Here is a 21,864-nt window from a genome sequence, read left to right as displayed (position 1 = left end):
ATGCACAAAGGGCAAGAGATCAAATACCCATGCCACTAAACATCTGGGACTATAGCAGCTAAGCAAATGCTTAGTGGAATAGAAAAGGGGCGGATCCAATCCGCCCCTTGTTATGGTCACGCTTCTAGAAGCGATAGCCAAAAGTCAGGCTGACCGTGCGCGGATCGCCGTAGTAACCGATCAGCGTGAGATCTCCGCCCAATCCCGGAATATAGCTGCCATCTTCTGCGATACCCACAAAGTCATAGCCGCCTACCAGGTACTCCTCGTTGGTCAGGTTCTTGCCATGCAGGCCACCGAACCACTTACCGTCAAGGCTTTCCCAGGTGACGCTCATATTTACGATGCCGTACTGATCCTGAGTAAGCAGATCGCTGGTTTCAAACAAGCGATAATCATCACGCATATAGTAGTTTGCATTGAATACGAAGCTGCCGATGTCGGTGTCCAGCACATAATCAGCGGCCAGGTTCAGGGTGATTTCCGGTGTATTGGCCAATCCCAGCAGAGGCGGAATGGCATTGTTTTCCTTGATTTCACCGTTGAGGTAACCGAAGGCCATGTTCAGAGTCAGGCTCTCAGAAGCCGCATAGGTGACTTCCGCTTCCAAACCCTTGGCGGTAGACGTTGCCACGTTATCCAGATACTGGTTCAGGGCGGACGGGTCATCCGGGTCCGGCACGATACCAATATACTGGCGATCCTTATGGTCCAGGGAAAAGATTGTCACGTTGGTGCGCACTGTGTCGGATAAGTCCGCTTTCATCCCCACTTCAATGGAATCTACGATCTCAGGATCGGCCGCCGGTTCATTTACCGTCGCCCTGGGGTTAAAGGTACCGGATTTGAATCCCTGGGAGTAGCTGGCAAACAGCATGACATCCGGGGTCGCCTGGAATTCAAGACCAATACGGGGCGAAAACTGGTTCCAACTCTCGCTCTTGGGTGCGTCCAGCACGCCGTCACCGTCGGTGTCGGTGCCCAGCACCCTGGGTACCAGCTCATCGCCCGGGTTGCCCGGCCTGTCATAGCCATCCACCCAGCCGTCTTCAGGATAAACGTTGTCGAAAATCAGGCCGTTGCCCACCCAGGCTTCTTTCTCTTCGTCCGTATATCGGGCACCGAGCGTCAGTGATAGTTGCCTGGTGATATCGATGGATGCCTGGGTATAGGCCGCCCAGCTCTTCGAATTGTTGCAGCCGATGACTTCACGGGTCAGTCCCGGTGCACCCAGTGACTGGCCTAGGATGCCGAGTATGGCGTCGAAGTGTCCGCAGGATTCGCCATCATAGTAATAAAGACCGCTGACCAGGCTGTAATTCTCGCCCTGATAATTGGCTTGCAGTTCGTGACTGGTATTCTCGTCATCATAAAATGCCGGCACATCAAAGACTTTGGCGGGCGTATTGTCGAAATCGATATTGGTGGGCGAGTAACCTTCCCTGGATGATCCTATGTATTTCAATGACAGGTTGTCTGAGGCATCCCAGTTGATCATCAGGCTGATGCCTTCCAGTTCCACCTCGTTCCAGGTTGGCAGGCTGGTGTAGGAGTCAAACACACTGTCAGGCACGGGAGCATCGGTAACGATGCTGGGAAGCAGGCGATAGCCCCCTTTGGCGTTGGATTTGTCATCCGTCCTGTCGTAGCTCAGACGCATGAACAGATCGTCCATGGGTTGATATTCCAGGGTCAGACGATAGGCCTGCAGATCCTTATTGTAGTTTTCCCGGTCCTCGCCGGCCGGCGCCACCAGAAACTCACCGAAGCCGTCGCGATTCAGGTTGGCATATCCAAAACCGAGGAACAATGTGTCCTCCACCAAGGGGATCTGCCCGGTAACCTTGGCATCACGCTGTCCGTAGGAACCCACCGTGCCCTGGACCTTGAATTCGGTACCGCCGCTCATGGGTTTGGTTACATACTTGACCGCACCGCCTATAGTGTTCTTGCCATACAGGGTGCCCTGTGGGCCGCGCAGAATTTCGATCCGCTGTACATCAAGCAGATCCAGTACCGCCCCCTGAGGCCGCGCAATATACACATCATCAATATAGATACCCACGCCTGGCTCATAACCCCACAGCGGATCCTGCTGGCCAACGCCACGGATAAAGGCGGTCAGGGTGGAGTTGGTTCCCCTGCTGGTCTGCAAGGTGGTGTTGGGTGAGAACTGTTGAACTTCGGTCAGCACCGAAATGCCTTTTTCCATCAGTTCCATGGCGCCGATGGAGGTAACGGCCACCGGCACTTCCTGGATGCTTTCTACTGTTTTACGGGCGGTGACTTCGATGCGTTCCAGACCCTTTGTTTTCTTATCTTCTTCGTTGTTACCCTGCTCCTGGGCCATCACCGGCATGGCGCCGATCAGGGCGCTGGTGACAGCCAGGGCACAGAGGGTTTTTCGTGAGGTGAACATGGTCATGATGTTTCCTTCTACCTGCTTGAGCGTTATTGCGAATTTGTTCTGTTTTTGTTGCATTTGTTAACAAGGTCGTGACTACTCTAGAGCAAAGCCGCCAAAAGGTAAGCTGTACCATAGTACTATGGGCGCTTTGCCCTGCCATGGCGCAGAATACCTGGGCGCCGGATGATTAGATCTCCGGTAGTACAGGTCCCGCATTGGTTAACAAAGGTCCCCAGGACGCCATGCCAGCGGCATGGCCCTGTCGTTAAACCCGCTGTAGCTGTATGCAGTGTGAATGCTAAGGACAACTGATATGTTGAGTTTATTGGGTCTGGTTGGCGGCTTACTGCTGTTGATTATTCTGACCATCCGGGGGATGAACCTGTTCATTGCCGCCCCTTTATGTGCCCTGATTGTCGCGCTGACCAGCGGCCTGCCGGTTTTCGTGGGGGATGGCAATTTTGTTGTCACCTACATGAACGGTTTTTCGGGCTTTATCGCCTCCTGGTTTTTCATGTTTCTGCTGGGCTCCTTGTTTGGCAAGTTTATGGAAGATACCGGCGCTGCCGATGCGGTGGCCCGCTGGATTATCGACAAACTGGGTATGAAGCACGCCGTGGCAGCCGTGGTACTGGCCTGTGCCATCCTCACCTATGGCGGTGTCAGTGTCTTTGTGGTGGCCTTTTCGGTTTATCCCATGGCGCTCAGCCTCTTCAAGGACGCCAATCTGCCCCGGCGCTTTATTCCTGCCGCCCTCGCTTTTGGCTCAGTCACCTTTACCATGACCTCCGCCGGTTCACCGGAAATCCAGAACTGGATCCCGATAAAATACCTGGGCACGTCTCCCTTTGCCGCCTGGGAAGTGAGCCTGGTGGTGGCCATTTTCATGGCCAGTTTTGGCTACTGGTGGCTCAGGCGCATGATCGCAAAAGCCGTAGCCAACGGTGAACGGTTCGAGCACAAAGAGGAGGATCCCGTCATTCCGGAGCGGGATTATCCCCATCCCCTGACTGGGCTGGTGCCGCTGTCTGTGGTCCTTATCCTGTCCTTTACCCTGCATGAGTCCCTGCAGCAGATGGCCCTGATTGTGGCACTCGGTGGCGGTGTACTGAGTTTGATGGCCATCAATTTCAAACATTTCCACAATATGCAGGCCGCCATCAGTCTGGGCACCACAGGCGCACTGGTGGCCATCGGCAATACGGCCGCGGTGGTGGGTTTCGGCACTATCGCCAAATCCACAGAAGCCTTCCAGGCTGCAGTAGAGGTAATGACCAATCTGCCCGGCAACGAACTGATAGGCGCCGCAGTGGCGGTCAGTGTCATTGCCGGGTTGACCGGCTCCGCCTCAGGCGGTCAGGCTATCGCCCTGCCGCTGATCGGCCCTCACTATCTGGATCAGGGGGTGGATCCCGAGCAGTTGCACCGGATTATTTCCATATCCTCCGGCGCCCTGGATTCTCTGCCCCATAACGGCTATGTGGTGACCACCATACGGGCCATCTGCCATGAAACCCATCAGCGCGCCTACTGGGCAGTGGGGGCGCTGACGGTGGTCATCCCCCTGATAGGCCTGGCCATGGCGGTCGCCCTGTTTAACTTCTTTTAGGGAGGAAGATTAATGAGACATGCCGTCATCCTTTTGCTTCTCACCCTCAGCCCTGCCCTGTGGGCTGAGGCCCTGCTTGTAGAAAAGCAGCGCTTCGAGATGGACAATTTCCAGACCTTCAATGGCCAGCAGATCCGCAAAATCCAGGTGGGCTGGGAAAGCTATGGGAAAATGAATAAAGATAAGAGCAACGTTATCCTCATCACCCATTATTTCTCAGGTAACTCCCATGCTGCCGGCAGGTATCATCCTGACGATGCCGCCCCGGGTTACTGGGACGCCATTATCGGTCCGGGTAAGGCCATCGATACCAATGAGTATTATGTGCTCAGCGTGGATACCCTGGCCAACCTCAGCGCCCATGATCCCAAGGTGATCACCACCGGGCCTGCCAGCACAAACCCCGACACGGGAAAACCCTATGGCCTGGACTTTCCAGTGGTGACCATCCGCGACTTTGTTAATGTGCAGAAGGCGCTGCTGGATAGTCTTGGCATAGACAAGCTCCATGCGGTCATCGGCCCGTCCATGGGCTCCCTGCAGGCATTGGAGTGGGCCAGTGCCTATCCGGAACGGGTGGAACGCCTGGTGTCGGTGATTGGCGCCGGTCGTATGGATGCCTGGACCGTAGCGGCCCTGGAGCATTGGGCCGCGCCCATCCGGCTGGATCCCAACTGGCAACAGGGGCGTTATTATGGCGGACAGCTTCCGTTGGCGGGGCTGACCGCCTCTTTGGCCCTGATTACCCAGGACGCCCTGCACCCGGATTTTGTCAATGGGGCCAATCCTGACCATCACCCCCTGGAGCAGGCTCCCCTGACTGACATCCGCCAGTCCCATCAGGTGGTGAACTGGCTATGGGGACTGGCGGCGAGCCGTGCCAGGATGGTCGATGCCAACCACCTGCTCTACCTTGTTCGCGCCAGCCAGTTGTATCTTGCAGGCATGGATAAAACCCTGGAACAGGGGCTTCGCGGCGTCCGGGCCAGGGTACTGCTGTTGCCGGCCGTAGAAGATCAGATACTGATGCCCTATCTGACCGAAGAGCTGCAACAGGCGCTGCTGAAACAGCAAAAATCCGTTACGCATAAGAATATCCCCGGCCCGATGGGACACCTCAATGGCCTGCGCAATATTGATCAGGTCGGTGAGACCATCCGAACCTTCTTGCAACAAGGAAACCCACTATGAAAACCATTTCGGCAGTCTCCTGTCTGATGCTCGCTTCCGGCCTGGCCAATGCCGGGGTGGACCGACTCAACCTGGATATTGAGCAGATCACTGTATCCGGCCTGTCCAGCGGCGGCTATATGGCCGGACAGTTCCATATAGCCCATGCAAACTGGGTGTCAGGGGCGGGTCTGCTTGCGGCCGGCCCCTACTATTGTGCACGTAACAGTATACTGACGGCACTGGGCCAATGCGTGAACAAGCAGGATGAGGAAATCCCCCTCCCCGAGCTGGAAACACAATTGCAGGACTGGCGGCAGCAGGGATTGGCAGACCCCGCTGGAGGACTTAAGGGGGACAGCGTCTGGCTGTTACATGGCACAGGTGATATGAAAGTCATCGGCGCCGTTACCGACAAGCTGGCCAGACAATACGAGAGCTGGCTGGATGATTCTGCCCTTGTCTATATCGACGACCAGCCCTTTTCCCACCACTTTCCCACCCTGAACAAAGGCAGTGACTGCAGCAAGTCCGAGTCGCCCTTTATCGGCAACTGTGGCTATGATGCCGCCGGCCAGATGATGGCCCATATTGCCCCTTACCCGTCACGCCCTGCAGAGAATAAGGGCGAACTTCTGACCCTGGATCAACAGAAGCTGGGTGGAGAAGCGGCATCCGGGCTCGCTGAGGAAGCCTTCTTGTATGCCCCGGCTGCCTGTCTGGAAGGCCAGTCCTGCAAGCTGCATGTGAGCTTTCACGGTTGCAATCAGAATGTCGAAGCGATAGGCACCGACTACGCGTGGCTGACCGGCCTCAACGAATGGGCCGATACCCACAACACTGTGGTGCTCTATCCGCAAACCAAACAGTCCAGCCTGATGCCGCTTAATCCTCAGGGATGCTGGGACTGGTGGGGCTACACCAATGAGCTCTATGCCACCAAGCAGGGACCGCAGATCCAGGCGGTAAGTAATATGATCACTCGGTTGGCGGAGAAGTAAGATGACCAAGCTTAATGTCTTAGTTACCGGCGGCGCCAGCGGTATCGGTCTGGGTATTGCCCGGCATCTGGGCGAACTGGGTCATGGCCTGATAATCGCCGATATCCAACTGGAGCCGGCCGAACAGGCTGCCAAGGGCCTTCGCGATGAAGGCATTGACGCCAAAGCCGTTGAACTGGATGTGGCTAACGCCCAGCAGATAGCCGAACTGCCGGCAAAGCTGGCCCCACAACCCGTGGATGTATTGATCAACAACGCCGGCATCCAGCATGTGTCCAGGCTGGAAGATTTTCCAGCGGCAAAATGGCAGCAGTTGATCAATGTGATGCTGGTAGGCCCGGCACTGCTTACCCAGGCCTTTTTGCCGGGGATGCGGGCGCGTAACTACGGCCGCATTATCAACGTGGGTTCAATTCACTCTCTGGTGGCCTCCCCTTATAAATCCGCTTATGTGGCCGCCAAACATGGTCTGCTGGGCTTTGCCAAAACGCTTGCCCTGGAGGTGGGCGAACAGGATATCACTATCAACACCCTGTGCCCTTCCTACGTCAAAACGCCACTGGTGGAAAAGCAGATCGCGGACCAGGCCAGGGAAAACAACCTGTCCGAGGAAGAGGTGGTACGCAAGATCATGCTCGAACCCATGCCCAAAAAGGCCTTTATCGGTCTCGATGAACTGGCCGGCACGGCAGCGTTTCTGCTCTCCGATGCGGCGAAAAACATCTGCGGCCAGACCCTGGTACTCGACGGTGGCTGGGTGGCCAGGTAGGCGTTTCGTTGGGCTATCCCTAAGCCAATGACTGACGACAGCAGGGTTAATCCACTGCGCGTCAATTCAGGTCTGATAAGCCATCAATGAACCTATGATGATACAAGACAACCTACAGAATCTCAGACAGGTAGAGAGCTGGACGACCTCTCAGGTGCTGGCACGACAGGCCAAGGTTCTGACCGAGAAAACCGCCATTCAATTTATCGGCGGACAGCGCTTTAGCTATGCTGAGCTTTACCGGCAATCCCGGGCCCTGGCCTGTGGACTGAACGATCTGGGTATTCAGCCTCAGGACAAGGTGGCCACCCTGCTGGACACCAGTCCTGAGTTCTGTCTGCTGTGGCTGGCTGTCCATCAGGCAGATGCTGTGCTGGTTGCCCTGAATACTGAATTGGTGGGCGATTTTCTTATCCATGCCATGAACCTGAGCCAGTCGACAATGCTGGTTTGTCATCCGGCTCAGGCTGAGAAAATCCTTGCAGTAAAAGATCAGCTGAGTTTTTTGCAGAAGCTCGTCGTGATCGACGGCGGGGATCTACCGGTGGCCACAGGTCTGGATATTCTGCCATTTAGCCGGCTGCGTCTGGACTGGGCTGACGCTCCCGAATCTGTAGCCAAGCCAACCGACTTGGCCTGCCTCATCTTCACCTCCGGTACTACCGGCCCGTCTAAGGCCGTGATGATGCCCCATGCTCATTGTTACCTGTATGGATTGGGCACAATTGAAAACCTCCATCTTAAGGAGACGGACAGCTACTACATCTGTCTGCCCCTTTACCATGCCAACGGGCTTTTGATGCAGCTGTATGCCTGCCTGATACGGGGGGCAACCGCCATCATCAGAGCCAGATTCAGTGCCAGCAACTGGCTGAGCGATATACGCCATAATGGGGCGACACACACCAACCTGCTGGGGGTGATGAGTGAATTTATCGATCGCCAGCCCCCCAGCGGCCAGGACAGACAACACAATCTGAGGGTGGTCGCTGCCGCCCCTGCATCGGCCCGGATGATCCAGCGCTTTGAACAGCGGTTCGGCATACAGATGGTGGAGCTGTATGGCATGTCAGAGGTCAATATCCCGCTGTATACACCGCTGGAGGCACCCAGACCTGGCAGTTGCGGCAAAGTCTATGACAGGTATTTTGAGGTCCGGATTGCCGACGCCGACACCGACCAGCCAGTGGCTGCAGGGAATGTTGGTGAAATCCAGGTCAGGCCCCGACAAGCGGGTGGCTTTATGAGTGGGTATTTCCAGATGCCACAAAAGACAGTGGAAGCCTGGCGTAACCTGTGGTTCCACACCGGGGATGCCGGCCGAATGGATGAAGACGGCTATTTCTATTTTGTCGACAGGCTAAAGGACTGTCTGCGCCGAAGGGGAGAAAATATTTCCTCTTTTGAGGTGGAAAGCGTTTTATTAACCTTTCCGGGCATCGAAGAAGCGGCGGTCTTCGGCGTGCCCTCGGAAATACCGGACGGCGAAGAGGAGGTGATGGCGGTACTGGTCAGCCCGCTGCCGATTGACTTCAATGCTCTGTTGGCGCATTGCAAAGGGCGTATGCCCGGCTATGCCCTGCCCCGCTTTTTCAGACGGTTGGAGGCCAGTCAAATGCCAAGAACGGGCACCAACAAAATTCAGAAAAACCCGCTACGGCAACAGGGAGTGACTCCAGACACCTGGGATAGCCAAACCTGATTGCAGTCGACGTTGGCATTGCCAGCAAACTTTGACCGGTAAGTCAGATTTTTCATTAATGCATAAAAAAGGGGCTCCGCGGAGCCCCATCATAGCCATCTGACAGTTCAATCAAAGTTTCAGCTTTTCTTGCGCTTATCTTCGGCCTGCCATTTGCCGTTCTTAAACCAGGCGGTCCAGCCGGTGGCCTTACCATCCGCATTTTCCGTCATCACGTACTGCTGCTTGGTCTTACGGCTGAAGCGCACCAACGCTTTGTTACCGTCTGGATCCTGCTTCGGTGCATCGGCCAGATAGAAGAATTTTTCCGGCAGCCTGTCCCTGAATCTGGCCAGTTCTTCTACCAGTGGCGCGCGGGTTTCCCGGGATTTGGGGAAATTATGCGCGGCCAGGAAGATACCCGAGGCACCGTCACGCAGCACAAAATGCGCGTCGGACTTGGTACAGGGCAGCTCGGGCAGATCAACCGGGTCTTCCTTGGGCGGAGCAACCTCGCCGTTTTTCAGCAGCTTGCGGGTGTTTTTGCAGTTCTCATTGGTACAACCGAAATACTTGCCGAAACGGCCTGTTTTCAGCTCCATATCAGAACCGCAGCGATCACATTCGATGATAGGACCGTCATAGCCTTTGACCTTGAAGGTCCCCTGCTCCACGTAGAAACCTTTACATACCGGGGTGTTACCGCAGACATGCAGCTTACGCTTCTCGTCAATCAGGTAACTGTCCATGGCCGTGCCACATTGCTGGCAACGACGCTTGGCCCGCAGAGCCTCGGTTTCCATTTCCTCTTCGTCGTCCACCTTGACCACCTCGTCCCCTGGTGTCAGGTTCATGGTGTTCGTGCATTTCTCATCGGCTGGCAGGCTGTAGCCAGAGCAGCCGAGAAACACCCCGGTGCTGGCGGTGCGGATAGTCATAGGACGACCACACTTGGCACAGGGAATGTCGGTCATCACCGCCTCATTGGCCCGCATACCGCCCTCATCTGAGGGTTTCTCCGCCTGTAGCAGCTTGGTATAAAAATCCCCGTAGAATTCGTTGAGAACCTGTTTCCAGAACAGCTTGCCTTCGGCGATTTCATCCAGATGCTGTTCCATATTGGCGGTAAAGTCATAACTGATCAGGTCCTGGAAATTTTCCAGCAGGCGATCGTTGACAATTTCACCCATTTTTTCGGCATAGAAACGCTTGCTTTCCTGGCGCACATAGCCCCGGTCTTGAATGGTAGAAATAATACTGGCGTAGGTTGAGGGTCTTCCTATGCCACGCTTTTCCAGTTCTTTGACCAGCGAAGCTTCGCTGTAGCGGGCAGGCGGCTTGGTAAAATGCTGTTTGGGATCCAGTTGCTTCAGGGACAGGATTTCTCCTTCTTTTACATCCGGCAGAGTCAGATCTTCCTCGCCTTTTTTACGCAATTGGCTTTGCACACGGGTCCAACCGTCAAACAACAGGACACGGCCCTTGGCGGTCAGTTCGAACTCCCCGGCCTGCACCCGAATCGTAGTGGCATCGTATCGGGCAGGTGTCATCTGGCAGGCTACAAACTGGCGCCAGATCAACTCGTATAACCGCTGGGCATCCCGTTCCATATCAGACAGGGACGCAGCAGACAGATTCACATTGGAGGGTCGAATGGCTTCGTGCGCTTCCTGGGCGCCCTCCTTGCTGCCGTAACGTATGGCACTGTCAGGCAGGTACTTGCTGCCGAACTTCTCCGAAATATAATCCCGACAAGCGTCCACGGCCTCTTTACTAAGGTTGGTGGAGTCAGTACGCATATAGGTTATGTGGCCGGCTTCATACAGGCGCTGGGCCATCATCATGGTTTTCTTGACGCCAAAACCCAACTTGGTACTGGCCGCCTGCTGTAAGGTAGAAGTAATAAAAGGCGCGGAAGGACGGCTCTGGGTGGGTTTGGACTCACGGCTGACCACTTCGTAGCGGGCCTTTTCCAGCAGAGAAACTGCCGCTTCGGTCTGGGCCTTGTTGGCGGGTTTGAAAGCTTCACCCGCTTGCCTGACCACCTGCATGCGCAGCTTGGCGCCCTCGGCTTTATTCAGATCCGCATGCAGATCCCAGTATTCCTCGGGCACGAAAGCCTTGATCTCACGCTCCCGCTCCACCACCAGCCTGACGGCTACGGATTGGACCCGTCCGGCCGACAATCCACGGGCAATTTTTTTCCAGAGCAGGGGCGACACCATAAAACCCACAACCCTGTCCAGGAAGCGCCTGGCCTGCTGGGCATTGACCCTGTCCATATTGAGCTGGCCGGGGTGCTCGAAGGCCTCTTTGATCGCGTTCTTGGTGATCTCATTAAATACCACCCGCTTAAAGGTCTTTTTGTCATCGCCGATGAGCTCTTTGAGGTGCCAGGCGATGGCTTCCCCTTCCCTGTCCAAGTCCGTCGCCAGATAGATGGTTTCGGCATTTTTGGCCAGTTTCTTCAGTTCGTTGACTACCTTTTCCTTGCCGGTCAGGGTTTCGTAATGGGCTTCCCAGTCGTTTTGGGGGTCGACTCCCATACGGTCGACCAGTTTCAGGTACTCATAATGGCGCAGGTAGGCCTCACGCTTGGCTTCCGGCAGAGTCTTAAGTTCCTTGGCGGGCTTCTTCGCCGGCACTTTACCCAATGCTCTGGTAGGAAGGTCGCGGATGTGTCCGACACTGGACTTTACGATAAAGTCGTTACCCAGATACTTGTTGATGGTTTTGGCCTTTGCAGGAGACTCGACTATTACCAGGGACTTTGCCATATAACCTTTGCTCTTATAATTAGTGCTGCTTCACTACTGAAGCGCCCGGAGTGCCGGTGCGGCACTGAATGAATTTAGATATATCTACAATATTTAGGGAACACAAGGGTTAGTGTCCTGTTTCCCGTCAGATACAGTCTATTGACGTCAGATTGCTTGATTAATAGTCAGCCCGGCGAATAAAAAGGTCCGGGCGGGCGTCTGTTTGTCTGTTTACGTCACTGTTCTGCCAAATTTGGCGATATTGGCGTATTTTTCAAGCAGAATTAATTTTGAAGAAAAAAAATCAAAAAAAATCTGCTGCAGATTTATGCGCGCCAGAATAATCTAAGCAACTGAATTAAAAAGATTTTCTCTGATAGTTATGCGCCAGTTAAGCGCACTTATTCAATTACCCCATTTGGGCCGCAATCTTATGCATCTATTTGCCATTATGCAAATTTGGCAGCTTGTTAAAAAAACGTATAATGAAAATCTCTGTTCCGGGCCCATCCCCTGCCAGACGCCGTTTCGGGCCGGTTTGAACACAGTACTCCTCCCTCAACTTTTCGACTTATCGAGGAAATAATGAAACAGTTTGAAGTAAACTTCGATGGATTGGTCGGCCCTACTCATAACTATGCAGGATTGTCATACGGCAATGTGGCCTCGCTAAACAATGCCAAGGCAGACAGCAGCCCGAAGCAGGCCGCCAAACAAGGCCTGAAGAAGATGAAGGCGTTGTCCGACATGGGCATGCTGCAAGGCGTGTTGGCGCCTCAGGAAAGGCCGGACATCCAGACATTACGCCGTCTTGGCTTTACCGGCACCGATGCGCAGGTCCTGGAAAAAGCAGCCAGACAGGCCCCCGAAGTATTTCTGGCCTGTTGCTCGGCATCCAGTATGTGGACGGCCAATGCTGCGACGGTTTCTCCCAGCGCAGACACGGCCGATGGCCGCGTGCATTTCACCCCGGCCAATCTGACCAATAAGTTTCATCGTTCGCTGGAGCCGGAAGTCACAGGACGCATCCTCAAAGCCACTTTTGCCAACGAGAAGTACTTCCAGCACCATACTCACCTGCCCGACAATGAACACTTCGGTGACGAAGGCGCAGCCAACCATACCCGTTTATGCACGGAATATGGCCATGCGGGCGTGGAACTGTTTGTCTATGGCCGCCAGGCCTTCGATCCCAGTAAGCCCGCACCCAAAAAATATCCGGCCAGACAAACCCTGGAAGCCTGCCAGGCCATTGCCCGTCTGCATGGACTGAGCGACGAAGGAGTGGTGTATATCCAGCAGAATCCTGATGTGATCGACCAGGGCGTGTTCCATAACGACGTGATCTCAGTCGGCAATCAGAATGTCCTTTTCTATCATGAGCAGGCCTTTCACAATACCCAGGCGGCGCTGGATGAAATCCAGGCCAAATTTGGTGAACAGCCAGTTCACTTCATTCGGGTTGATACGGCCGATGTGGCGGTGCAGGAAGCGGTGAAGACTTATCTGTTCAACACCCAGATCATTACCCTGCCCAATGGTGAGATGGCCATTATCGCCCCCACCGAATGCCAGGAAAGCGAATCCGTCTCCCGCTACCTGGACAGGTTGGTGACCCAGGGCACCCCCATCAAGAAAGTCCATTATTTTGACGTCAAACAGAGCATGCGCAATGGCGGCGGTCCTGCCTGCCTGCGTCTGCGGGTGGCCCTGACGGACCAGGAAGTGGATGCAGTTAATCCCAACACCCTGATCAATGATTCACAGTTTGAACGGCTGAATCATTGGATAGACCGCCATTACCGCGATGAACTGAGCTTTGATGATCTGCGTGATCCGCAGTTGCTGATTGAATCCCGCAGCGCTCTGGATGAACTGACCCAGATCCTGAAGTTGGGCTCTGTCTATCCGTTCCAGCGTTAAGCCGGTTAATGGGACCATTAAAAAACCCGGCGGCTGCCGGGTTTTTTACATTCAATCAGTGCTGCTGCAATCAGCATTTAATCCGTAGGGGCTGTTGGGAGGCGGAGAGGCTTCATTGGACAGGTCATCCGCTGCCACGCCCAGGGTATACTTCATGCTTTCCTTGGCCTCGCTGCCGGCTGACTGGGCGAAAACCCCGATCTCAGCGTCATACCAGGCACCGTATTCACGGGGATAACGGTAATCCAGGTTGGCCTGGCCGTTCTCGTCAGTGCTGTCGCCATCGGAGAAGCTGATGGTTCCGACAATACCCGGAGTCAGTTGCCCGTCCCCGTTATTGTCCTCACCCGCATCCAGAAAGCCGTTACCGTTAATATCTTCGTTGGGACAGACTGCCGTCACCTGGGTTTCCCATACTTCCAGGGCCGCGTTCCAAATCCAGAATCCTTTGCGGTAAACCCCGCCCTGGTTGAATTTGACCGGGGTGGCCGACAGAGTCAGGTCCACATTAGGTACCGGGCTACCCACGGTATCACTGACAAATACCGCAAATTCTTTCAGATAGGTCACATCATCCGGCTTTTGGATCAGGCTGCCGGTACCCAAAGATACGTCGAAGGCCTGACCACCCACAGTCAGGGTAACCGTATCATTGGCAGACGGCGTACCGCTCACCACCGCGCTGATTACCACCGCTTCCTGGCTGGTGACCGAGCCTGAAGTAAAGATAGTGGTCGCCACGCCCTTGCTGTTAGTCGTGGCCTGGTTGGGTGAAATGGAACCGGTGCTGACATCACTGACATTGAAATTCACCACGGCGCCCTTTACCAGGTTACCACTGTTATCCCTGACCACAGCAGTAATAGTGCTGGTGTCACCGTCTGCGCCAATGATATCGGGGCTGGCATCTGCCACCAGGGTACTGGACTGGGTAGCGACAAAGGCTACCTCGGTGGTGACGGTCACTTCACTGCCACTGCCGTCATCGCCGGATGCGGTGAGAGAAGCAATTCCCGCGTTGTTGGATTCCAGGGTAAAGCTGACCTGACCTGACGCGTTAGTGGCGACAGGGTTGGCCGAGGTAATGACGCCCCGTGAAGTCGTCAGTGAGACCAGACCACCAACCAGAGGCGAGCCATTTTGCAACCAGGTGACCGTCAAAGAGGCGGTTTCGTTCAGGGCAACATCGTCAGAAGGCACGCTGCTGAAGGTAAAATCGTCCTGCTGAATGGTAATGTCAAAGCTATCCGATGAATTCAACGCCGACGCCTGGATCGTATCAGAACCAGCCGAATCGGATTCGTAGGTGACAGTCGCAACGCCATTGACATTGGTCATCACCAGTAAGGCGTTATTCTCGCCCCGGCTTCCACCGGTTGCCGACAACCTTGAATTGTCTCCGGCTGTCAGTGTGACCTGCCGGTTGGCAATAGGATTGCCTTCTGAGTTGGTCAGCGCCACCGTCAGGGTGGATGCGGAGTTCACCGTCACCGAGCGGGTGCCGCTGATGCTGATTTCAGTGCCCACCACTTTAACGATCACCGACGACGAAAGATTGCCGCTGGCGGCTGTGACGGTAATATCGCGGTTTTCAGGATCATTGGGTGTAGTAAGAATCGCTCTTGCTGTTCCATCGGCCAATGTCACCGGCTCGGTGACTTCCAACAGACCCGAGTCAGAAGAAAATTGTACGGCCACCCCTTCCATCGCGTTGTTGTTATCGTTTTTCACGGACGCGATGATGACCGTCTGGCCCGAACCGGAAGAGCCCAGCTGTAGGTTTTCGGCAAAGGCTTGCAGGGAAGCAGGCTGATCCTCTCCGGCAGACCCGTCACCCGCTGATGTCAGGTTGAGGGTGAAATCATTGCTCTCCCCTGTTCTGGCCACGACACTGAAGCCGCCGGCCACATCACCCGCCCTCAGGCCCATTGATGCAATCCCCTGGCTGTCAGTGGTGGCCGTGCCGCTGGCAGGATTAAAGGTGGCATAGCCGCCTACGGGCATGGTGAAAGTGACAAGCTGGCCGGAAAGTGCGCTGCCATCCTGGGAAACGGTTGCCTGGATTGTCCAGGGATTCGCAGAGGTCAACTGGCTGCTGGTTGGATCCACGGCAGTGCCACTGGCATCCACCACCCTAAAGTCTATGGTCACAGGGGCAGTGCTACCTCCGCCGTTACCACCATCGGTGCCCAACGAGCCTCCACCGCCACAGGCAATCAGCGACATACTGAGCAAACAGATTGCAGCAGCCTTAAGGGTTGACGTCATTCTTTTCTCCCTAACATCTGAATATCTTGCATATAAGCTTGTCGACCGAAATCGCTATTATTTAAGTTCAGCTTATCTGCCAAAATTGTTAGTCTTAGCCGCAATAACAATAACGACCAGGACATCCATGGCTAACCCTGCAGCAAAGTACAGTTTAACCACCAGAATTTTTCTCGGCATGTTGGCCGGGATCCTTCTCGGAACCCTACTTCGAGCCCTGTTTGATGATAGCGGAGATTTCGCCTTCAGTGTATTCGGCCTTCATGTTTCTACGTATGCCCTTTTGGTGGAAGGTATATTTAACATTGTGGGTAAGATCTTTATTGCCAGCCTGCAAATGCTGGTGGTTCCGTTGGTATTTGTTTCACTGGTCTGCGGTACCTGCAACCTGTCAGACCCAAGCAGGCTGGGGCGTCTGGGGGGCAAGTCCATATTGCTCTACCTGGTTACCACTGCACTAGCCATTACGTTGGCGGTGACTTTTGCCCTGTTAGTCGCCCCTGGTGAAGGTATTAATCTGGATACCTCGGCAACGTTCAGCGCCAGTGAGGCCCCCACCTTTTCTGAAGTTATTATTGGCATGTTCCCAACCAACCCCATCAATGCCATGGCTGAAGGCAATATGTTGCAAATTATTGTTTTCTCAGTGTTGTTCGGTATTGCCATGGCCATGTCAGGTAAAGCGGGAACGAAACTCGGGGAGATGTTCGAGGATTTGAACAAGGTGGTGATGCGTCTGGTGACCATTTTAATGAACCTGGCGCCTTACGGAGTATTCGCCCTGATGGCCAAACTCTTTGCCACCATAGGTTTTGACACCATCACCAGTCTGCTCAAGTATTTCCTGCTGGTCCTGTTCGTATTGGCCGTCCATGCCTTTATTTCCTATCCGGTACTGCTAAAAGTGCTCACGGGCCTGAATCCAATGCATTTGCTGAAAAAGATGCGCGATGCCGCCCTGTTCGCCTTTTCCACCTCCAGCAGTAGTGCAACACTGCCGGTGACACTGGAAACGGCGCGTAACAAGCTGGGTGTCAGAAATACCGTCGCCTCCTTTACCGTGCCGCTGGGTGCCACCATCAATATGGACGGCACGGCTATCATGCAGGGGGTGGCCACCGTCTTTATCGCCCAGGTTTACGGTGTGGATCTGTCAGTGTCGGACTATCTGATGGTGATTCTGACCGCCACATTGGCCTCAGTCGGCACCGCCGGGGTGCCCGGGGTGGGGTTGATCATGCTGGCCATGGTGCTGCAACAGGTTAACCTGCCGGTGGAAGGCATTGCCCTGATTATTGGGGTGGATCGCTTGCTGGACATGACCCGCACCGCCGTCAATGTCACAGGGGATTGCATGGTGGCCTGTGTGGTAGCGAAGAGCGAGGGGGAACTGGATATCGATACTTACAACAATCCCAGGGCCGGTAGCAAGGAAGAAACGGTGGACTTCGAGCACTTCGACAAAAACCGTTAGAGCGGGTAAGAAAAAAGCGCCATCGGCGCTTTTTTTAATTCTGGTTCACAGCCCCGGCTGTTGCGATTTCTGCCATAGCCGACCGATACTGCTTTCAATTGCAATACTGGCGGCCTTGCCCAGCTTCTCCACCAGGTTTTTACGGATACTGTATTTGACCTGATAGATTTTTCTTTCCTTATTCTGTTTAAGCAGAAAGTCATCGGAGGTCAGGATCTCATCCACCAGCTTCAGTTCCAGAGCCTGGCTGCCGTACCAGTATTCACCGGTAGCCACTTTGTCTATGTCCAGCTCGCCACGATGTTCCTGAACAAAATGTTTGAACAACTGATGCACCTGTTCCAGTTCGTCGCGAAACTTCTGTCGCCCGGCCTCGTTATTTTCGCCAAACAATGTCAGGGTGCGCTTAAACTGGCCCGCGGTATGCTGCTCCCAGTCGATATCATGCTTTTTCAGCAGTTTGTTGAAATTGGGCAACTGGGCAATGACCCCGATGGAGCCGATGATGGCAAACTTGGATGCGATGACCTTGTCGGCTACACAGGCCATCATATAACCGCCGCTGGCCGCAACCTTGTCCACTGACACTGTGCATTTGACCTTGGCATCTCTGAGACGCTGCAACTGCGAAGCGGCCAGTCCATATCCATGCACGACACCACCACCACTTTCCAGCCGGATCAGCACTTCATCTTCCGGCTTGGCGATACATAAGATAGCCGTGACTTCTTCCCGCAGACAATCCACCTCATGGGCATCCATGGAGCCTTTGAAATCAACCACGAACAGGTTGGGTTTGCTGGGCGACTGCTTGTCGGCTTTCTGCTGTTTTTTCTGCTGTTTCTGTAGCTTCTTACGCTCATCCTTACTGAGCAGCAGTTGATTGGCATGGTCGATGATATCGTCGAGCCGGTCAGACAGGGACTTGATTTCCAATTCGCCCTTGCCCGATTTCTGCCTGTGGGCCAAGCTCACCAGGCCCCCCGCTGCCAGCAGCAGGGCAAATACCAAAGTCAGGGCTTTGGCGGTGAAGAGTCCATATTCGTATAGAAATTCCAACGCTAATACTCCAAAGGTTCTGTTCCGCAAAGAGATGGGGGTTTTTTCACAAAAATAAAGCCAGGTCAATGACCTGGCTTTAGGAACAAACTTCCGCGCCCTGGCTGGCTTATTGTGCTACCACGCTCTCATTAAGCACTCTGATGGTCGTACCCATGGTCGCCAGGAAGTAGGCCATCTGCTGTTGCATCTCAGCCGTGACCTCGGCACTCGGGCCTGGATCCAGCAGGGAGCTGTGTGTGCCTTCAATAAAGCGCACCAGCCCACTGCCCTCACTGGTACTATTCACAACCGGCAACCCCATCAGGGCTGCCAGAGGCTCAGTACCGGCCAACGGCAGGCTGGTGGTATTGGGGATCACCTGATCCGGCAGATTCATCTCGCTGCCATCGCCGACCACCTCAATCATATGCACAGGTGTGTTGGCTGCGATGGTGGCCGCGTAATTATTGGGATCAGCCGCATCAATGACGGTCTGCGCCGCAAAGGAGAATGACGAGAAGGTCGCATTCACCTCGGCTAATTGCGCTGGGGTCAGTTGTGACTCAAATACCGGATAGAAGGCGAACAACAGCCCTGGCGTCACCTCGGCAATGCCATTGGCCTGCATATACTGTTGCAATGCCGCCTGAAACTCAGGTGACGCACTGGCCAGCAGGGATCCCTTGATCAGGGGACCAAAGGCGGCAGACTCCATCAGGAAACCGCCGATTCCACCACCCGGGTTGGCCAGCGTTGTGGCCGTCACACTGTACATGCCGTCAAAGTTGGCCAGTTGCCCTCCCAGGCTGGTATTGGCCAGGGCGATGGCATCGGTGCCGGTGATGGCGCCAAGCGAATGGCCCACAAAGGAGACCTTGCTGCCATCCAGCAGGGTGCTGCTGCCGTTGGTGGTATCCACCTCAGCATTCAGGCCCAGTCTCAGTCCCATGATATCCGCAACACTCTGGCGCAGATTGTCGCGGGCCGTCAGCAGACTGGCCAGATTCAGATAATCGGTAGCGCTGCCGCCAAAGCCATTGGAAGCATTGACCACACTGCCGTCGATATTGAACCCACGACTGCCATGCAAGGGATGATCAATGGCCACGGTCGCAAAACCGGCCAGGGACAAGGCCCCCGTCACAGCCAGCATATCTTCTTTCTTGGACGTAATACCATGTTGCAGAATAACCACGGGCCAGCCGGCAGCCGGCTTGCTGATGGCGGGCTGACCCAACTGGGCATTGATCTGATTGGCAAAGGTTTCGTCTGGCACAGTAATCTGTACCGTCAGGTTTGCCATAGTCCTGGCCGCAGGAATGGGGCTGACCTTGGTCAGATGACGAGGATCGTCTATACCGACAGCCGACAGATCGAGATCATAAAGTTGTCCGCCAGATGCGGCCTGACACAGGGCGTTATTAGGCCCCACAGCACCTCCCGCAATCAGGTTACCCACCTGTTCGGCACCCAGCAGTTGTAACATAGCGCCGTTGGTACAGGCCGCCCGCCACCAGTCACCCAAAGGATTGGTGGTACTGAGGTAATAAGGCAGGTTGATGCTGCCTTGTTTCATATCTGCCGCACAGAACGGGCCCAGTTGACCGAAGACTTGCTGTGCGGTGCCCGCCACCTGAGGGCTGGCGCTGGAAAGGCCAGCCACCAGACCGGAACAGGTGCCGAGTCCCAGCGCCTGGACACCGGCCCAGGTTTCAGCGCCCAAAGCGCTTGGCGCCAGGGCGGTATAAACATCCGGGGCGGCTGAGTTGCTGATCTGAATCACCGGCAGATACTGGGCTGCAGCGGCCTGCGGATCCATGCCGGCACCGACCGCCTGGGCAAAGGATCCAATCTGCAGTTGTTTGACCGTCGACAACACGGTACCGGCAGACTGGGTAGAGAAATAGGCCGCATAGGAGATGTCTTCGCGATCCAATCCCTCACCTTGCAGCAGGGTGACAAAGAAATTCAGGATGTTCTGCAGTTGCTTCTGCTCTGGTGAGCCAAGGGGCATGGTCTCAGGATCCTGACTGGCCAGCTCCCAGGTGCTGGAACCGCGTACTGCCCGTCCTTCTGCATCTTTCAGTGCATCCGTGACCACCAGCATATAGCCTTGCCCGGGCTTCAGGGGTTTGAGGGGCACCACACTGATGGTGCCGGTCGCCGGGTTTGCCATCTGGGTAACAAAATCCACGCCCCAGGTCAGTTCATCACCCAGCACACAGGGAATACCCGGCGCGGCAGCCTGTTCGGCAATGGCCTGACAAAGGGGTTCGTCCCCTTCCAGTGCCTGCGTCGCTTCATAGATGCGTATTGCTCCGGCGCCGGCTGATGCCGGATCCAGGCTCAGGCCTGCAGGGACATTGATACGGATCTGAAAGGGGTGATGGGTTGACCAGCCGTCCAGGGCGCTCAGGGCATGCTCGGGATTACCCGGATCGAATTGCGCGCCCCCTTCCGTGTTCAGGGTGAAATCAAAGAAGTTGCCATCAGGGATCATCAATAAGTCGTTAGGGATATTGACGTCACTGGTAGAGGGGTCAAAAACCACGCGGGCAAAAGGCTTGGCCGGCTCCTGTTCCGCCTGCGCCTCAGCCAAGGTTTCACCGCCACCACAACCGGACAAGCCCAGAGCGGCTGCCACCGTAGCGCTGACTAATAGTTTTCTCATTGTGTCTCCCCAAATCCTGCTTTTTGTTATTGTTCCTTGAGCCGGTCGGTCCAAGCCGACCCCCCGAGGGTAAAAAAACGCATCTTGTGTCTGGCGTTTAAACCGGCCATCCGTGGGCTGCGCCAACATGTATGACCAGTTAAAGTTAATGCAATATTATTGACTTTGCTAGCCATTTGCAAAGATTTGTTAATCGGATGTGACAGCGGTGAATGACGCAGATTTTACCGTACAAGCAGCACGTTAAGTGCTAGGATCGGCTCAGGTTTTTATAATGATTTAACAGATTCCATGCAGTTACCCCCTCTTTCAGAAAATTCACTTAAAGACAAAGTTATCCTGGTGACCGGCGCCGGCGACGGTATTGGACGGGCTGCGGCCCTGAGCTTTGCCCGGGCGGGCGCGACGCTGATATTGCTGGGTCGCACGGTCAGTAAACTGGAAGCCGTGTATGATGAGATCCTCTCTGAAGGGGGCGCTGAGCCGGCCATCGTGCCATTAGATCTCTGTGGCGCCACCCTGTCTCACTATCAGCAGATGGCACAGACCATACAGGAGCAATTCAAGCGGCTGGACGGCGTATTGCATAACGCCAGCCAGTTGGGGTACTTGCGTCCCTTTGCACAGATTCCGGAAAAGGAATGGCAGGACATCATGCAGGTCAACCTGACCAGCCAGTTTTATATGACCCAGGCCCTGCTGCCTTTGCTGTTGCAGGCTCCCCATGCCTCCGTCATCTTTACGTCATCCGGGGTGGGTCGTAAAGGACGCGCCTACTGGGGATCCTATGCCGTTTCCAAATTTGCTACGGAGGGCATGATGCAGGTGCTGGCGGATGAATATGCCAACAGCAAAGTGCGCTTCAATTGTATTAATCCGGGGGCGACACGCACCAAAATGCGCGCCAAGGCCTATCCGGCCGAAGATGCCAACCAACTGAAAACACCGGAAGACATCATGCCTTTATATCTCTATCTGATGTCGGATCAGAGCATTGATGTGAATGGCCAGAGCCTGGACGCACAGCCGAAGAAATGACCGGCACGGGTGACGAGTGACGAGTGACGAGTGACGAGTGACGAGTGACGAGT

The 21,864-nt window shown here is 54.9% G+C and carries 13 protein-coding genes; 8 read left to right on the top strand and 5 right to left on the bottom strand.

Features of this window, described 5'->3' with window-relative positions; all coding sequences use genetic code 11:
• Positions 1 to 124: 124 nt before the first annotated feature.
• Positions 125 to 2,425: a TonB-dependent receptor gene (locus J0A66_RS17335; protein WP_241264271.1), complete on the bottom strand. Its 2,301-nt coding sequence runs from the start codon at positions 2,423 to 2,425 to the stop codon at positions 125 to 127.
• A gap of 295 nt (positions 2,426 to 2,720) precedes the next feature.
• Between J0A66_RS17335 and J0A66_RS17330 the strand changes: the two genes are divergently transcribed.
• The 5 genes from J0A66_RS17330 (at position 2,721) to J0A66_RS17310 (ending at position 8,658) form a co-directional block, all read left to right on the top strand.
• Positions 2,721 to 4,016: a GntP family permease gene (locus tag J0A66_RS17330; RefSeq protein WP_206575110.1), complete on the top strand. Its 1,296-nt coding sequence runs from the start codon at positions 2,721 to 2,723 to the stop codon at positions 4,014 to 4,016.
• Between the two features lie 12 nt (positions 4,017 to 4,028).
• The gene (locus J0A66_RS17325) at positions 4,029 to 5,207 is read left to right on the top strand and encodes an E22 family MetX-like putative esterase (protein WP_206575109.1); all 1,179 of its coding nucleotides are present in this window, start codon (positions 4,029 to 4,031) and stop codon (positions 5,205 to 5,207) included.
• The gene (locus tag J0A66_RS17320) at positions 5,204 to 6,187 is read left to right on the top strand and encodes an extracellular catalytic domain type 2 short-chain-length polyhydroxyalkanoate depolymerase (RefSeq protein ID WP_206575108.1); all 984 of its coding nucleotides are present in this window, start codon (positions 5,204 to 5,206) and stop codon (positions 6,185 to 6,187) included. Before J0A66_RS17325 ends, J0A66_RS17320 begins: the two co-directional genes overlap by 4 nt.
• A 1-nt stretch (position 6,188) precedes the next feature.
• Positions 6,189 to 6,956, top strand: a complete 768-nt coding sequence (locus J0A66_RS17315) for a 3-hydroxybutyrate dehydrogenase (RefSeq protein WP_206575107.1) — start codon at positions 6,189 to 6,191, stop codon at positions 6,954 to 6,956.
• A gap of 97 nt (positions 6,957 to 7,053) precedes the next feature.
• Complete coding sequence (locus tag J0A66_RS17310) at positions 7,054 to 8,658, top strand: AMP-binding protein (protein ID WP_206575106.1); 1,605 nt, start codon at positions 7,054 to 7,056, stop codon at positions 8,656 to 8,658.
• Positions 8,659 to 8,777: 119 nt separating this feature from the next.
• On the opposite strand, the gene topA is transcribed toward J0A66_RS17310, so the two are convergent.
• The gene (topA, locus tag J0A66_RS17305) at positions 8,778 to 11,414 is read right to left on the bottom strand and encodes a type I DNA topoisomerase (protein ID WP_206575105.1); all 2,637 of its coding nucleotides are present in this window, start codon (positions 11,412 to 11,414) and stop codon (positions 8,778 to 8,780) included.
• 567 nt (positions 11,415 to 11,981) lie between these two features.
• Between topA and astB the strand changes: the two genes are divergently transcribed.
• Complete coding sequence (gene astB / locus J0A66_RS17300) at positions 11,982 to 13,319, top strand: N-succinylarginine dihydrolase (RefSeq protein ID WP_206575104.1); 1,338 nt, start codon at positions 11,982 to 11,984, stop codon at positions 13,317 to 13,319.
• Positions 13,320 to 13,370: 51 nt separating this feature from the next.
• Here the strand turns inward: astB and J0A66_RS17295 are convergent, their stop codons facing one another.
• Positions 13,371 to 15,587 (bottom strand): Ig-like domain-containing protein, encoded by a 2,217-nt coding sequence (locus tag J0A66_RS17295; RefSeq protein ID WP_206575103.1) that lies wholly within the window; start codon positions 15,585 to 15,587, stop codon positions 13,371 to 13,373.
• 127 nt (positions 15,588 to 15,714) lie between these two features.
• On the opposite strand from J0A66_RS17295, the gene J0A66_RS17290 reads away from it, so the two are divergent.
• Complete coding sequence (locus J0A66_RS17290; RefSeq protein WP_206575102.1) at positions 15,715 to 17,061, top strand: dicarboxylate/amino acid:cation symporter; 1,347 nt, start codon at positions 15,715 to 15,717, stop codon at positions 17,059 to 17,061.
• 45 nt (positions 17,062 to 17,106) lie between these two features.
• Here J0A66_RS17290 and sohB read toward each other — a convergent pair whose 3' ends face one another.
• Both sohB and J0A66_RS17280 read right to left on the bottom strand, forming a co-directional pair.
• On the bottom strand, positions 17,107 to 18,120 hold the full coding sequence (gene sohB / locus J0A66_RS17285; RefSeq protein ID WP_206575101.1) for a protease SohB: 1,014 nt from the start codon (positions 18,118 to 18,120) through the stop codon (positions 17,107 to 17,109).
• A gap of 109 nt (positions 18,121 to 18,229) precedes the next feature.
• Positions 18,230 to 20,773: a VolA/Pla-1 family phospholipase gene (locus J0A66_RS17280; protein WP_206575100.1), complete on the bottom strand. Its 2,544-nt coding sequence runs from the start codon at positions 20,771 to 20,773 to the stop codon at positions 18,230 to 18,232.
• Between the two features lie 291 nt (positions 20,774 to 21,064).
• On the opposite strand from J0A66_RS17280, the gene J0A66_RS17275 reads away from it, so the two are divergent.
• Complete coding sequence (locus J0A66_RS17275; RefSeq protein ID WP_206575099.1) at positions 21,065 to 21,811, top strand: YciK family oxidoreductase; 747 nt, start codon at positions 21,065 to 21,067, stop codon at positions 21,809 to 21,811.
• Positions 21,812 to 21,864 lie beyond the last annotated feature (53 nt).

Source organism: Bowmanella dokdonensis (assembly GCF_017254865.1).
GTDB classification, from domain to species: Bacteria; Pseudomonadota; Gammaproteobacteria; order Enterobacterales; family Alteromonadaceae; genus Bowmanella; species Bowmanella dokdonensis.
This window is presented reverse-complemented; position numbering and strand designations above follow the sequence as displayed.